Source organism: Fimbriimonas ginsengisoli Gsoil 348, assembly GCF_000724625.1.
In the GTDB taxonomy this organism is placed as follows: domain Bacteria; phylum Armatimonadota; class Fimbriimonadia; order Fimbriimonadales; family Fimbriimonadaceae; genus Fimbriimonas; species Fimbriimonas ginsengisoli.
Genome location: NZ_CP007139.1, coordinates 4,525,741 through 4,541,317, shown reverse-complemented (window position 1 = coordinate 4,541,317; position 15,577 = coordinate 4,525,741). Strand labels below are relative to the sequence as shown.

Here is a 15,577-nt window from a genome sequence, read left to right as displayed (position 1 = left end):
TCTCTACGTATCCAGGCGCGCCATGGTTAGGGTGTCGTAGAGGACCGCGGGCTGTCCTGCTTGCGGGTCGATCATGGCAATGATTGGCTTGTCGACTTTGTACTTGGCGGCCCGAGAGCTTTCTAGATTGACGGTTCCTTTTTCGGCGATTCCGTTCGGGTGCCGATAGATGAATTCGACGTCCTGACATTTCACCTTCGTGCCTTTTGGAGGGCCCATTGCGGTGATTCGCCCCGGGCCGGCATAGAAGTCGCGCAAGATCCGCATCTCTTTGCGGGTCTTGTCGGCTACCGCCAAGAATATGCCCTCGAAGATGAGGCCCAAGATAACGGTTCCCGCGGTCCAGCGAAATCGTGCCTTTGCGATCCTATCTTCGTCGACGAAGCCCCGGCGGTGAACGCTAGGGTCGGCGGGCAAGGCGGTTACGAGGATCGTGGACCCATCAGATGTCGACTCAAACGTTTCCCGGTCGACTTCCTCTTGGAAGTCCTCGGTTTTTCCGGAGAGGTCATACGAGTAGGTAATCCAGTAAGCCGTGTTCTTGCCGGTGGTCTGGTGCATGTCGAGAACCCTCGCCTGGATCTGTTTGCCGTGTACTTGGAGTTGGCGAAGGTCGCCAACGTCCCGAACTCCCAGATAGCCGCCTATCAGTAGGGTAGCGGCGAGGGCGAAGCGAGCCCAAAACTTGCTCAAGTTCGCGAGGCGGCTGGCCACGACCGGCCGGGGGCCGTATTGTTCGAACGGCAGGTCGAGCCATTCACGGGAAGATTCATCCATCCGAAGGTATTAAACGCTACGAGACGGGGACGGGATGCGCGGCTCGTCTGATCGTCCGACCTGGTAATTGGGCGTTCCGTCGAAGGTCCCAAGTAACTTGACCGTGAGATGGCGCTGGTGGTCTCCTGATTGCAACTCGTATGAAGAAGTTCACCGCCCTCTCGTTGGCGCTTTGCGCCGGTGTCAGCTACTCCCAGGCGCCCGCTACCTGGAAGAGCGTCGGCGTGGGTGGTGGCGGCGCGTTCTTCTCGCCGGCATTCAATCCGTTTAGCCCGAACGAGCTGACAGTGGCGTGCGACATGAGCGGGCAATACAAGACGACGACTCTGGGTACCGCTTGGAATCTGGTGCCGTTTACCACGCTTCAAGTCGGGCGGAACTCGCCGAAGGTCCAGTTCACGAGCGATCCTAAGATCCAGTTTATGATCGATGCGACCGGCGAGGTCGGGCGGCCGGTCAAGAGTATCGACGGGGGTGCGACTTGGAAACCCCTGCCGGTAGAGCCCACGGGGGCGGATGCCTGGTACTTGTTCGCGGATCCAACGACGACCACTCGCCTCTTCGTCTCGGATTATTCCAACCTCTATTTCACCAAAGACGGAGGCGCGCATTGGGCGAAGATCGCGACCAGTACGGACGGAAACGGCGTGCAGGTGTCAGGAGCGTTCTTCGACGGAAGCCGAATTTTCGTCGGAACGAACCTTGGCGTGTTTGTCTCGACCAACGGCGCCACCTTCTCCAAGCTTGCGGTGACGGGCATTCCTAGTACCGAACAGATCGTCGGCTTCGCCGCGGCGAAGGCGGGGACCACTACGCGCTTGATCGTCGTTACCTTGGGTGCCGGCGACGTTTATGGCGGCATCCAGGGGGATGATCACTATGGCTATAAAGGGGTTTACGCGCTCGACTACGGCGGCGCGGCGGGTTGGAAGAAGTCGGTAACCGGCATTGCGGCCGGGCTCCATCCGTTCTTCGTGGGGATGGCGCGGGGAGACATCAATACCGTTTACCTTGGCGGCGGAAGCGACGCGGGTGTGCCGGTGGTGTTGAAATCGACGACCGGAGGAAAGGCCTGGACAAGCGTTCTTACGACTGCCGGTAATAAGGGAATCACCACCGGCTGGGCCGGATCTGGGGGTGACCGCGACTGGGGTTACGACGAGCTTGCCTTCGGGTTCGATGTGTGCCCGACCGACGCCAAGCGGGTCGCCTTTACGGGGTTTGGCTTTTGCCATTTGACCACGGACGGCGGGGCGTCGTGGAAGCAGGCTTACGTGAGCCCGACAACCCAGAACCCGCCGAACCTTGCGACGCCGAAGGGGAAGGCGTACCAGGGGGTTGGGCTGGAGAACACGGCAGCTTGGTACGTCGCTTGGGCCGACGCGAACAACGTGTGGGGCTCCTTCTCCGATATTCGCGGCGCACGAAGTATGGACGGCGGCAAGACCTGGGGCTTCAACTATTCGGGCCATACGTTGAACGCCTCTTACCAGGTTGTGGTCCATCCGACGACCGGCGCGATGTATATGGCGACATCGTCCGTCCACGACATGTACGAAAGCACGCACCTCACGGATGCCTCGATGAATAACGGAACCGGGGACGTGCTGGTTTCCCCGGACAAGGGAAAAACCTGGTCAAAGGTCGGTTCGATCGGAAAGGTGGTCGTCGGCTTGGCGCTCGATCTAACCAACCCGAAGCGGCTCTTCGCGACGGTAGCCAGCAGCTTGGTCGGCGGCGTTTACGTCTGCCAGGACGTTACCAAAGGCGCGGCGGCAACCTGGACGAAGTTGGCGAAGCCGCCCCGCACGGAAGGGCATGCTTTCAATATCGCGGTTTTGAAGGATGGAACGTTGGTGGCGACGTATTCCGGACACCGCACGAGCAACTTCACCGACTCGTCGGGCGTTTTCGTGAGCACCAACGGTGGACAGAGCTGGGTCGACCGGTCTCACCCGAACATGCATTGGTGGACGCGCGACCTTACCGTTGACCCGAACGACGCGACCCAGAAGACCTGGTATGCAGCGGTGTACAGCGGCTGGGGCGGCAACGCGAACAATCGGGGCGGTTTGTATAAAACGGTCGACCGGGGTGTCAGTTGGAAGCAGATTTTGGTTCTGGATCGGGTGGGCTCTTGTGCCGTCAATCCCAAGAATCCGAAGGAGGTCTACGCGACAACCGAGGTTCAGGGGTTGTGGTACAGCGTAAACGCCACGTCGGCGTCGCCCAGCTTTATCCAGGTCGCCAGCTATCCGTTCCGGCAGCCACAACGGGTGTTCTTCAATCCGTTCAAGGCAGGAGAGGTTTGGGTGACGAGCTTCGGCAACGGGATTCGCATCGGTTCGTCGGGGCCGGTGCCATAGGGTTGTGTCTCGTTAATCTCAGGACCGAATGGAGGTCTACCGAAGGGTTTTGAACAACGCGCCGTCGGGAGGCTACGCGCTTGCCGACGATCATCGGGATGTAGCTTGCGAAGGATGCAGAGATTGGAAAAATTCCGGTCGATCAGTGGCTGAACCGCAAAGGGCGAAACACGATCGCCGCCAAAAGCTGGTTGGCATCGTGCCTTGCGCGGAGGCGATGGAAGAGCTCAGCGATCTTGCGTTCGGCAGCGAAGACGGGAGTCGAGGCAAAACATTCGACCGTGTCCACTTTCGTCGTTGTGACCGGACCGAAGCGACCGCCTCATAATGGTCCTGTCTCGATTACAAATCGAGACAGGTCCATTTATGCCGAACCGCCTCGCGAATGCCTCGTCCCCTTATCTCCGCCAGCACCGAGACAATCCGGTCGATTGGTATCCGTGGGGGGAGGAGGCGTTCGCGAGGGCTCGGGATGAGAACAAGCCGATTTTTCTGAGCGTCGGTTACTCCTCTTGTCACTGGTGCCATGTCATGGCGCACGAGTCGTTCGAGGACGAGGAAGTGGCGGCGATCCTCAACCAAGAGTTCATCTCGATCAAGCTCGATCGGGAGGAGCGGCCGGATGTGGACGAGGCGTACATGGCGGCGGTGCAACTCACCAGCGGTAGGGGCGGGTGGCCGATGAGTGTCTTTCTCACGCCGGACCGAAAGCCGTTCTTTGCCGGCACGTATTTTCCGAAGCTCGACCGGGGGAACTATCCCGGATTCCTCTCGTTGACGCGTCAGATCGCTCAGGCATGGCGGCAACGGCGGACCGACCTAGAGAAGGCGGCGAGCGAAATTTCGAAGGCGGTTTCGGAAACGTTGGGCAAGGCGCCGCCGGCGACGTTTTCCATATTCGATCAAGCGTTCGTGGATTCGGCGGTGCGGAAGGTCCTTTCCGAATACGACGGAGAGCGCGGCGGCTTCGGCAACGCGCCGAAGTTTCCTCCGCACACGACGATCGAGTTTTTGATGGCGTATGCCACGAGCACGGTCGGCCCGGTCGAGCTACGGGAAGGGGCACTCGGCGCAGCGTTGGTAACGCTGCAGCGGATGTCGTACGGGGGGATCCACGATCATGTCGGAGGCGGATTCCACCGGTATTCGACCGACGGCCGGTGGCTACTGCCGCACTTCGAAAAAATGCTCTACGACAACGCCCTGCTACTGGCCAACTTCGGCCGGGCGAGCGTGATCGCGGAGGGGATTGCCCCCGAGCTTGCGGAGCGGTTCCGCGCTTCCGCGGCCGGGATCGCGGATTGGCTGATGCGGGAGATGATGGCGCCGGACGGCACGTTCTACTCCGCGCTCGATGCCGACTCGGAAGGGGAGGAAGGGAAATTCTACGTCTGGACCGAGGATGAGGTCCGGCAGGTTTTGGGAGCCCACGCCGATGAATTCCTGACGGCGTACAACTTCAAGCCGGAAGGGAACTACAAAGACGAAGCGACCGGGCAGTTCACCGGAACGAATATTCCTCACCTGACCGGAGAGCCATCGCGGGACTTCGACCCCCACCTCCAAGCCCTGCGCCAGGCGAGGGAAACGAGGGTGAAACCGGGGCTGGACGATAAGGCGCTCACTAGTTGGAACGGGCTCGTAATCGGCGCATTTGCCGAGATCGGCTTGCTCACGGTGGCAGCCCAAACCGCGGAAGCGTTCCTTGCCGCGGAAGCGCGGCTTGGACATCTTCCGCATCAGATCGTCGGCGGTGAGCCGAGCGGCGAGGGGTTCCTCGATGACTACGCGGTCTTCACGGAGGCGTTGCTTCGGCTGTCGATGGTTGCCGATGCGTTTCATGCCGCCGGGGAGCCGGTGGAGCTCCCGCGTCCGGCGGCGGCCTATCTCGACGAAGCGGAGCGGCTCGCCAAAGAGCTGATCGCCAAATTTTATGACGAAGGGGCCGGAGGGTTCTTCGGGACTAGCGACCACCACGAGATTCTTTTCGGGCGAGCCAAGCCGGTGCTGGATCAGCCATCCCCGAGCGGGAACGCGATCGGCTTGGGCATTCTCGTCGCGCTCGGCGACGAGGCGCGGGCGCGGCAGACGTTGGCGACGATGCTCGGCTGGATGGAGCGCGCGCCCTCGGCGACGGAGGCGATGTATTACGCCGCGTTACCGATGTTGGAGGCGGTGTCCGAGGCGCCGGTTGAGGCGGCAAAACCGCTCGTCCCCGCCAAGGTCGAGGTGAAGCTGGTCCGATCGGAGATCGTCGCCGGAGCCGACGGTTTCGGCCACGGTGAGATTCGAATTGCGATTCCGGATGGACTTCACCTGAACTCCGACAACCCTCCCGCCCGCTGGCTGACGCCGACCAAGGTCGAGATCCGTCCGGCCAGCGCCACCGTCAGCTACCCGGCGGCGGTCGACGACCGGTATGTGGGGGAGATTTCCATTCCGTTCCAAGTGGAGCTTCCGAGAGGGAAGTCGGATGCCGAGTTCGAAGTGAGGGTCAGCTTCCAAGCTTGCACGGAGACGGAATGTCAGCTCGCGGAGGAGCGGGTTTTCGGGGCGGTCGTTTTGGCTGGTTAGGTCCTTGCCTTCCAGCCGTACGGCACGTATCTCCAGGAGAATCGATCTCCGTCGACATCGCAGACCGTGAACCCTTCCGGGTGGACGCCGAGGCGCGGACCTTTCCACCAATCGCCGCACACGGCGCCGGCGGTGATGTATTTGATGCCCAAGTAGTCGATTTCCTCAAGGACGTGGGTGTGGCCCTGGAGGACCGCCTTCACATTGTGCTTGGCGAGAATCTCGTGGACCTCCCGGCCGTTGTGGGTGATGAGGGTATCGGGAGTTGGGGCTCCGGTCGAAGCGGTGTATTGCATGAAGGCGGTAAGGATGGGGCCATGGGACATTACGACGGTGGGGGCGCGGCCCGCCTTCTCGAGGTCGTCTTTAAGCCAGGTGAGCTGAGCGTCGTCGATCGCCAGCATCCAGTCGCGGTTTCGCGGCTGGATTGTATCGAGGATCACGAAGTGCCACCCGTTGTGGTCGAACGACCGGTGGAGGGGAGCCTTGGCGAACCGTTCCTCGAACATCCGCTTGCCGTACAGCGGGTCGGACTCGGTTGCCGGAGAGGCGGTGCTCCAGCCGTAGACATCGTGATTGCCGACGGCGGAGTAGACCGGCATCTCGAGCGGTTTCAGGGCTTCTTCCAGAAGCCGGAATTGGAGGTCGGCTCGCTCCCGCGTCACTTTTAACAGATCCATTACATGGTCGCCGCCAGTAAGGACGAAATCGGGGCGGGGGTGTAGGGAGAGGAGCTTGCGAACAGCCATCGCAACGCCATCGGGCGCGCCGAGCTCCGGTTGGATGTGGAGGTCGGTCAAGTGGGCGAATCCGAACCTGCGGACGGTTTTTTCGTTAGCGAAAACCGTTCCGACGGCGGCGGAGAGGCCGAGCGAAGCGGCGCCGGCGAAGAGGTCGCGTCGTGAGAGCATGTTCTACTTTGGCCGATTAGGGTTCGGCCGTAGCGTCGGCGCCCTCGCCGATGATTCCGCTGTACCTTCGGTACAGCGGGAGCAGGTACGAGCCAACCTGCGGCTACACGTCCTTCGGACGTAGCGTCCGCGCCCTCGCCGATGCCGTGTACCGAAGGTACACGGGGAACGGGGAGGCCGCTTTGGAGAGCAGCGGTCCTTCCGGACTCCCTCACCCCAACCCCCTCTCCCTTGTTCGGCACGTACATCCGAAGGAGGGAGAGGGGGCTCCGGACGGTTACTTTACGCCTCTTACGTTTCTCAGCAGCAGAGCGCCCAAGGCGAAGCAGACGGCGCAAAGGGTGAAGACGTAGGAGTAGCCGGCGGTGGCGTAGTGGACGATGTTTTCGCCGCCTGGCTCAAGCGGAGGGAGAACTTTTTTGCCGGGGATTTCGATGAGGTAGCCGGCGATGGGAGCGGCGAACGATTGCGGTAGGGTCATGGCGATGTGCCAGACGGCCATCTCTTTCCCGGCGTCTTTTCGGCTGGGGAGGACGTCGGTGCCGAGGGCGTAGTCGACCGAGATGTAGGCGCCGTAGCCGAGGCCGAAGAGCGATCCGGCGATGATCACGTCTTGCATGCTTCGGCAGAAGATAAAAGCAAGCGCCATCACGGCGATCAGCATGTTCGCAACGTAGACGACCTTTTTGCGGCCGACTTTATCGGACCACTTTCCGCCTAGGAAGCCGCTGATGGTGGACGTGATAAGAATAATCGCCTGGATGATCGCCGCCCTGCCACCAACATCCTTCTGAGAAATGTTGATGACATCGACCAAGTAGTAGTTGATGAAGGGTACGACAGCATAGAAGCCGAGCATGACTAGAGCGCGGGTGATCCAGACCCAGGCGAAGTCGGGATAGGCGCGCGGATCAATCCAGAGCGAGCGGACGTAGTGGACCCAGTTAATCTTCTGCGGTTTGAACGGCAGCGGGTTCTCTCGCATTCCGAGGATCGTCACCAATGCCACGGCGACGAGAACGATCGACAGAGTTGCGTACTTCGCCGATTCAGGAGCGCTTTTCAGCAAGAGGCCGCAGCCGATCGCCCCGAAGAGAGAACCGAGCTGGCTCATGAGCGCCATGTAGCCGCTGGCGACGCCCCGCTGGTCCTGGGGCACCACGTCGGGGATAACCCCCATGTAGGCGGCGCTCGCTACGTTGTTTCCGAACTGGACGATGAGATAGCCGAGCGAGAAGAAAAGGAAGCCGGGGTTGTGGAACATCGAGTCCCAGACCGACGTGGCGCCCTTGGTGGGCACGGATGCGGCATACGACGCGGCCATCGTAACCAGACCCACGATATTGATAACCAATCCGGTCGCCATGTAGGGCCGCCGGCGTCCCCATCGAGAACCGCACCGATCGCTGAGAGCGCCTACGATGAGCGGGACCACGAGCGCTACGAGGGCGGAGACACCGGTGAGCAATCCGAGCGCTTTGGCTCGGAATTCCGGGTTCATCGTCTGCACCTCTCCCGGCAGCATCACGAGGAGGAGCGCGCCCCACAGAAAGTTGGTGGCGAACCAGTACGCGCTCAGCTTCACGTGCTGAAAGGCCGAGATCGTTTCGTATGGAGAGGGAACGGCCGGGATCTCGGCGGCTTCGATTTGGACCGGATCTTTTGGTTGCAAGCTGAGGGACATTACTTGAGGTGCTCCAGCGCGTATTCGTAGTCGTCGAGGGCGTCGATATCGAAGGCGAGCTCGGGTGGGGAGTTTAGGACCGCGGTTCCGCTGCAACCGAGCATGGATTGGATTTTCCGTTCGATGTCGGGGACGGTGAGCTGCTTGGTGAGGAACTTCACGAGAAACGCGGGGCCGAGCAGTTTCACCATTCCGAGTTTGCTCTTCCGGTTATCGAAGACCTTCTCGATGTGGGGCAGCGCGCGTTGAAACGCCTCTACATCCATGACATATGCGCACCCGGCGGTCCAGATATTGTCTTTGAGCGGCACGAAAGAGGAGGTCGAGTCCGGGAATCGTGCTTGGTATTCGGCTTTGGTGATGAGCGGAAGGGAAATGTCGCGGTTGTCCGGGCATCGGTCGAGGTAGTCGTTGACGACCTTGCCGGAGATGAACGGGAGATCGGTGGTCACGATGAGCACCTTTTTCGGAGGATTTGGCCCGGAGGTCAGGAACTTGAGCCCTTTTAGAATGTTTTCGGGGCCGCTACCACCGGCGGGAAGGGTTTGGTCGGCTTTCCCGGCATCCTCGTGAGCCAGCACTTCTTCGGTGCCGATGACGATGGCCTGCCGGACTCGGCCGGACGATCGGAGGGCATCGAGGGTTCGGGCGAGGATCGTTTGGCCGCCGAGCTCGATGAGCGCCTTATTAGGGGTCCCAACTCGCGCCGCGAAGTCGGCGTCGATCATGCCCCCGGCGGGGAGGATGGCATCGAAGGAGGTCACTGGGGCAAGAGTATCGCATAGACGCCACCACGCGGGGCGGAACTTCTTCCGACCTAGGGGACGACTACCTTCAATGCGTTGTGGATCACCTCGAATTCCGCCGGGGTGACGCCGACCAACTCGCCATCGGAGAGGACGGGTAAAGGTGGCTCGGCATGAATCGAGATCGATCGGCCGCGGATGGATCTGACGCGTGGATGGGTGAGGTGGGCTCCCTTGAAGACCGAGGGGAAGGCGCGGAGGAATTCCACTTTGCCGATTCCTTCGACCACGACAAGGTCAAGCTCGCCGTCATCGACCTCGGCGTTTGGGGCGACGAGCATGCCGCCTCCATACGACTTCGCGTTGGCCACCGCGCAGAGCATGACGGTCGTTTCGATCGTCTCTCCGTCGACGATCACCGTAAGGGCTGCGGGGCGGTAGGAGCGGAGGGTGGTGAGGACGGCGGCGATGTAGGCAGAGGTTCCGCGAAGGTATCGAAAACCTTTGTTGATCCGCTCGGCGACCAGGGCGTCGAAGCCGCAACCGGCGATGTTGATGGCAAGTCCGCCGGCGTCGCCACACCGCCACCGGATCAGATCGATTGGTTTGGCGGTCCTCTGATCGATGGCAGCGAGGGCAACGGGTAGGGAAGCGACGCCGAGGGTCCGGGCGAAGTCGTTTCCGGTCCCAACCGGCAATATGGCTAGAGTCGCGTCGGAGCCATAGATTCCGGCCGCCACCTCGCCGACCGTGCCATCGCCCCCGGCGGCTACGACGATCCCGCCGTCGTCCGCGGCCCGCCTTGCCAGACGCTCGGCATCGCCGGGGCCGCTCGTCTCAAGGATCGGGCCGAGGCGGCCGACGAGTTCCCGCACTAGCTTTGCGGCTTGGCCTCGTCCGGCGGCCGGGTTTAGAATGACGCTGATAGGGCGTGTCATTCGCAGGTCGTCCCCGTTAGGTCTCCTCAGCATCGCGCACGGCGGACTCGGGAGTAGTGGACTCGAACATCTCCGACTCCACGACGAATGGAGGAATGTCCAATAAGAGGTGGCGGGCGATCGAAAATACTTGTGGTTCGTAGAGTTGCCGAAGCTCGTTGAGGCGGGAGACCGACTCGGGATCGTGGCGTAGCTCTAATCCGGAACCGGAAAGAACCCTTGCGAGGTAGGCCAGCCGCGCCGGCTGAAGGCGGTCGGGGTACCCTTCGCGGGCCGGCGGCTGGATAAGAGTGGTGAGTTTTACGACCGCTCGGCAACCCATCGCAAAGGTCAGCTCGGCTTGATCCTCGACGGCGCCGTGCCACTCCGGGTGGTTTTCAAATCCAACCTGGAGCACAGCGCATGTATCTAAGAGCATCGTAAGCGATGCGAGCCAGGATTGCCGCTCGTGTTGGGACCGGTAGTGGGCGAGCATGGGATAGCTGGAGTGGTTCTCCATGACCTCCGCGCACCATTGCTCGTAGGTAGAGAGGGCGGCGAGGAGCCGGCTTTCGTCGGGGTGGCGTCCCAAACGGGTGAGCAACCCGGCCGCGGTGCTGGGATAGCCGGCTCGGGAGGCAAGGAGCACGATGTTCAACTCTCGACGGGCGAATGCCTGATAGAGGACCGGCAGGTATCCGATGACGATGGCAAGAGTGCCGAATCCAATACCTGCTTCTAAGAACGTGATTACCCTTGTGATGGCGGTTTGGGGTTTCTCGTCCCCGAGACCGAGGGTAAAGAAGGTGGTTCCGCTGAGATAGAGCTCTTGGAAGAACCCCCGTGGAACTCCTTGCATCGACTCGACTCCGTAGCCGAGGCACGCAAAGCCGACGATAAGTACCGTCGCCCACCAGCTAATCAACGCGATGAGCGAAAGAGGTCCGTAACTTGCCAGCAACGAATCGCGAATCCGCCCTGGCGGGATTCGGCGGGCGAGCCAAGACGCAAGGGGCCAGGTGATGCGATAAAAAAGCTGGGTGAGGCGAAATCTGGACACCAGGGTGCGGGGGAGCACCATGGTGTGAAAAATATCCCAGAGGGCCAGGGCGATGAGGGCTGGCCCAAGTACGACGAGGAGAACGCTCAACTCCGGATCACGGTTTGACCCACTCCGCGGCGTTCAGGACAAGCTGATAACTGCCAACCGTTTGACCTCGCCAGAACGGATTGATCGCGAACAGAACGATGTGGCCTTTTCCGGTGGGGCAGTCGATGAGCGCCGGCTTACCGGCGAGCTCCTCCGGGTGGTCGATCATGCCGCTGACCATTACTTGGTCTCGGCCGGCGAAACGCAGCAATACGCGAGGCCGATCGCCCTGGTTCCTGGGGGAGTCATTCTCGGGGACGTCGCCGGGCTTGGCTTTGGGAGTGTAAGGCGGGCGGCCCTGGATGACATCGGGATCGGTCAGGGAGCCGCGTCCGCTTGCGCGCTCAGGAGCGCCGCCACGTCCTTGGCCGCTTCCTCCGCCGGTCGAGAGGATCGGCATCGTGTTCATGTTGAAGTAGCCGGCGAGGTTGGCGCCGTACCCTTTCAGCAGGGGCGACTCGGCGTCCTCTTTCGTCGTAAGGTAGACGCCTCCGGGGGCGTTCAGCGCCTGCGGAGGAGTGATCGAGACACCGGAGACGAGACCGTAGTCGATTGGCATTCGGGCGGCGTTGCCGACGCAGACCAGAGTGCCGCCTTCGCGGGCGAACTTTTGGAGGTTGGCCACTCCCGCAAGCTCGAGGCCGCCGCGAATGTCGTCGGTGGCGTCCGGTCCGCCGAGGTTCGGGTATTCGGGAGTCGGGCGCCACGGGATTGGATCCCCCACTTTCGGGATTCCGTTGACCAGGCTTTGGGCGCTGCCTCCGGTTTGGGGGATCAGGATCAGGTCGTACTTCGCCCTCAGGTCGGCGTTGTCGCGGATCGCGTGGACGGAGAGGTAGTCGTAAGGAACCTTCATCCCTTCGAGGGCGAGACGGGCCCATCCCTCGTCCTGGGTGTTCGTCCACGTGTGGACGAGAGCGATGCGCAGTGGCTTGGTTAGGCGGGGCGCATCGGATTCGATCATCGTGATGTCGGGAGAGGGCGACATCTGGCGATCGAGGATGGCGGGGTCTTTGATTCGCCACGTCTTGACGTCGAAGAGCGGTCCAAGGCTCCAGCCGGTGTCGTCGTAGGAGCGCGGGTCGCTCGGTTTGTAATACTGCGTGTCGAGCAGCATGTCGGCCATCCGGCTGTAGGGCTGGTCCATGCGTACGACGTAAGACCCGCGGGGGATCGACTGGCCGTCTAGGTTGGCGGCTTCGTCTAGCCGCTGAATCTCGATCCCGTGGCTCTGGAGCAGCTTGAGCAACATCGCCTGCCGCTTACGGGCGGGGTCGTTGGAGGGGAAGACCCAGGCCCCGGGGCCTTCCGTTCGACCCTTGGCGACGGCGCGCTTCGACTTCAGATAGAAGTTCTGAAGGTATCGATCTTTCTCGCTGGCGACCTTGTGCAGGGCGACGAGGATGCCGGACTCGGAAAGGTTGACGTTATCTCGCAGCGACCAGCGGACGGAAGGGAAGGGCGGGTTGGGGCGATACCACTCGCGGGTCGATGCGCTGCCGGTGCTGCGGATCCCGGTGTCCGCGCCGCCGGCGCTGAATGTTTCGTAGAAGCGGCCGATCGCGTTGTGTCCGTCGGCCACGGTCTTGCCATAGTTAGCGGCCCAGCCGTCGAAGAAGCCGTGGGTCCAAACGCCGGGGACGTTCGCTTTGGTGAGCTGTTCGATCTCTTCGTAGGCGAGATCCTGCCATTCGGAGACGGTGATCGGATCGATCCAGGCGTTGTACGGGCCGGTGCCGGTGGAGATGTAGAGGAACGGTACCGACTCGTGGAGGTCGTGCATCACCTGCGGGTGGTACTCGAGCCAGGTCTTGGTGAGCGCCTTCGACATTTTGAGGGCAAGCGTCATGCCGTCCCGGTTGTCGTCGTGAGCGACGTACTTTCCCCAGTAGACCAGCGGGATCGGAGCCTTTCCCGGGTTCGCCTTACGGTAGCGGTAAACGTCGACGGCGCGGTCTCGGCCGTCGGTGTCGAGGACGGGGGTGATCATGACGATCGAATTTTTTCTGATCGTCTTGATGTTCGGCTCCTCGCTGACGGCGAGCCGGTAGGCGAGCTCCATCAGCATTTCGGGCGGACCGCTTTCCGGCGCGTGCATGGCGCCGGTGAGCCAATACATCGGCACGGTTCGCTTCAAGAGCGCCTGGGCTTCGGCTTCTTGGAGACCGCGCGGATCGGCGAGACGGCCGTTCATTCGCTTGATGTCGGAAAGGTGGGATAGATTGTCGGCGTCGGAAATGAGGGCGACGACCATCTCGCGCCCTTCCTCGCTAGGCCCCATGGAGATTACGTGGACACGTGGGGAAGCCTTCTCCAGTGCTCGCAAGTAGTCGGCGAGCGGTTTGCTGTAGGTGAGGATGTTCGGAGCGCCGGTGACGTGGCCGAAGAATTTCTCCGGCGTGGGCACGGTTTTACTGACCGGTAGATGGTCGATGAGTGGAGTGAGGAAGAACGGCTCGGTCGTGTATTCGCGGATCTTTTGGCCGTAGGCCACATCCAGAGACTGAGTTTGACCAAGGGCGGTGCTCGCCAGTAGAGCCAGAAGAGCAGGAACGAGTCGCCTTCTCATTGTTCGCAGAGCGTATCACAGGCGAGAACGCTTGTTGCCAAACCGAACTGCAACTGAAAGGCGACAGTCGTAAACCCAGGGCACGCGCGCGTGGATGGCACGGGTGTTTGGGAGACTTAAAATGAAACTTAATAGGACACGTTGGGCAGTCGGTTCGGCGGCCATTTCGCTAGCGGCGATGAGTCTGGCGCAAGGAATTTCGGTTAACGTCAACGGGCAGCCGGTCAGTTTTCCGGGAGTGGGACCCCAGCAGGTCAGCGGCCGGGTCATGGTTCCGTTGCGCGGAGTGATGGAGAAGTTGGGCGCTTACGTCGGATACGAGGCGTCGACCCGCACCGTAACGGCGACCAGAGGGGACATCGACTTGCAGCTAAGGCTGGGCGACCGGGTTGCCCGCCTGAACGGGCGCGAGGTGACGTTGGACGTCCCGGCGATGGAGTATCGCGGCAGCACGCTGGTGCCCTTGCGATTTATGGGTGAGGCGCTTGGGGCTGACGTCCGTTGGGATGGCGTCGCCCAATCTGTGAACATTCTCACGAACAATGCGGGAGTTGGACGTCCGGACGATTTCCATGCTCCGCCCACCCCCGGAGCGCTCGACGTGGTGTCGCTAGATTCCGACCATACGGGATTTCTGCGGGCCGGAATGCCCGTTCGGTACGTGCTGCAAGGGACGCCCGGGGGAACGGCCACGCTTCAAATACCGGGAGTGACGCAGGAAGTGCCGATGACGGAGGTTTCGCCCGGGCGTTACGAGGCGACCGTCGCGATGCCAAGTTCGGCACTCACGGTAAACGGGGCCAAGGCGCTTGCCCGGCTGCGGAGGGGAAACGCAGAGAAGGTAATTAACGCTGCGACGGCGGTGACCGTCGATACCGAGATTCCGAAGATTCTCGAGAACTCTCCGACGCCGAATTCGCGGACGAGCAGTCCTCAGCCGAACATTACGGCGAGTTTCGACGACGGGAGCGGCAGCGGCATCGCGACGGACCGGGTGCGGATACTTCTCGACGGACGCAACGTGACCTCCGACGCGACGGTGACTTCCAAGTTCTTCGCCTATCGCCCGCCGACGGCGCTCGCGCCCGGCAAGCACGAGGTTTCGGTCTTCGCGGAAGACAGAGCCGGAAATCCGGCGAACCAGAGTTGGACCTTCAACGTCGGCCAACGATCAGACGTGATCCGGTCGTTTACCTCGGATGCCGGTAACGACCCGCAACCGGGCCAGGTCGTCCACTTTACTTTGGTCGGCGAACCGGGCGGAAAGGGGTCGATCGATCTTGGGCCGGGGCGAGACCGGGTTGGCTTGCGGGAGACGGCTCCGGGGCGATACGTGGCGGAATATACGATCCGGCAGGACGACGACTTTTTCGCGATGCCGATTCGGGCTTCGCTCAGATCGAAGGACGGAGAGTCGTACACGACAGACCCACAGAATAACGCGGCGGCGATTCGCAACCACGCCATTCTGCAGCGCCCGAAGGTGACGTCGCCGGTGGAAGGGGAGCGGTTGAACGACTCGTTCCAAGTGACGGGCACGGCTCGCCGGAACAGTCAGGTTAAGGTCAAGGTGGAGTATTCCGCGAGTCTCCTGGGCGTGCTTGGCACGAAGGGGACGCTGGCGGAGCAGACGCTGGATGTAGACAGCCAAGGAAACTTCCAGTCGCAGCCGATCCACCTGAGCGGATTCGCCAATTCACGCGGGACGACGTACACGATCACGGTAACGTCAATCGGACGCGACGGTAAAGAGTCCGACCCGGTGGTCATCAAGGCCAGAAAGTAGGCACTCGAACCGGGCTATCGCAAGACCGTCCGTTGCGCTAACGCGGCGGGCGGTCATCGTTGTTGCAACCTTATGGGCCGGGGAGCGTAACGCTCGA

At 61.7% G+C, this 15,577-nt stretch carries 10 protein-coding genes; 3 read left to right on the top strand and 7 right to left on the bottom strand.

What is annotated here, in order from left to right:
* Nucleotides 1-3 precede the first annotated feature (3 nt).
* Nucleotides 4-777 carry a DUF3592 domain-containing protein gene (locus tag OP10G_RS20425; protein WP_025228579.1) on the bottom strand — a complete coding sequence of 258 codons (774 nt, stop codon included), beginning with the start codon at nt 775-777 and terminating at the stop codon, nt 4-6.
* 140 nt (nt 778-917) lie between these two features.
* Between OP10G_RS20425 and OP10G_RS20420 the strand changes: the two genes are divergently transcribed.
* Together OP10G_RS20420 and OP10G_RS20410 are read left to right on the top strand one after the other, a co-directional pair.
* Complete coding sequence (locus tag OP10G_RS20420) at nt 918-3,143, top strand: sialidase family protein (protein ID WP_025228580.1); 2,226 nt, start codon at nt 918-920, stop codon at nt 3,141-3,143.
* Between the two features lie 366 nt (nt 3,144-3,509).
* The gene (locus OP10G_RS20410) at nt 3,510-5,717 is read left to right on the top strand and encodes a DUF255 domain-containing protein (protein WP_052547872.1); all 2,208 of its coding nucleotides are present in this window, start codon (nt 3,510-3,512) and stop codon (nt 5,715-5,717) included.
* Here OP10G_RS20410 and OP10G_RS20405 read toward each other — a convergent pair.
* The 6 genes from OP10G_RS20405 to OP10G_RS20380 form a co-directional block, all read right to left on the bottom strand.
* Nucleotides 5,714-6,628, bottom strand: coding sequence for a metallophosphoesterase family protein (locus OP10G_RS20405; RefSeq protein WP_038473486.1), 915 nt, complete (start codon nt 6,626-6,628; stop codon nt 5,714-5,716). The two genes, OP10G_RS20410 and OP10G_RS20405, sit on opposite strands and share 4 nt — an antisense overlap.
* Before the next feature lie 277 nt (nt 6,629-6,905).
* On the bottom strand, nt 6,906-8,312 hold the full coding sequence (locus OP10G_RS20400) for an MFS transporter (RefSeq protein ID WP_025228582.1): 1,407 nt from the start codon (nt 8,310-8,312) through the stop codon (nt 6,906-6,908).
* On the bottom strand, nt 8,312-9,076 hold the full coding sequence (locus OP10G_RS20395) for a nucleotidyltransferase family protein (RefSeq protein WP_025228583.1): 765 nt from the start codon (nt 9,074-9,076) through the stop codon (nt 8,312-8,314). The genes OP10G_RS20400 and OP10G_RS20395 overlap by 1 nt, the downstream gene beginning before the upstream one ends.
* A 53-nt stretch (nt 9,077-9,129) precedes the next feature.
* Complete coding sequence (locus OP10G_RS20390; RefSeq protein ID WP_025228584.1) at nt 9,130-9,996, bottom strand: diacylglycerol/lipid kinase family protein; 867 nt, start codon at nt 9,994-9,996, stop codon at nt 9,130-9,132.
* A gap of 16 nt (nt 9,997-10,012) precedes the next feature.
* Nucleotides 10,013-11,125 carry a potassium channel family protein gene (locus OP10G_RS20385; RefSeq protein WP_025228585.1) on the bottom strand — a complete coding sequence of 371 codons (1,113 nt, stop codon included), beginning with the start codon at nt 11,123-11,125 and terminating at the stop codon, nt 10,013-10,015.
* A 7-nt stretch (nt 11,126-11,132) separates the two neighbouring features.
* Nucleotides 11,133-13,694: a M14 family zinc carboxypeptidase gene (locus OP10G_RS20380; RefSeq protein ID WP_025228586.1), complete on the bottom strand. Its 2,562-nt coding sequence runs from the start codon at nt 13,692-13,694 to the stop codon at nt 11,133-11,135.
* 178 nt (nt 13,695-13,872) lie between these two features.
* On the opposite strand from OP10G_RS20380, the gene OP10G_RS25200 reads away from it, so the two are divergent.
* The gene (locus OP10G_RS25200) at nt 13,873-15,480 is read left to right on the top strand and encodes a stalk domain-containing protein (protein WP_025228587.1); all 1,608 of its coding nucleotides are present in this window, start codon (nt 13,873-13,875) and stop codon (nt 15,478-15,480) included.
* Nucleotides 15,481-15,577 lie beyond the last annotated feature (97 nt).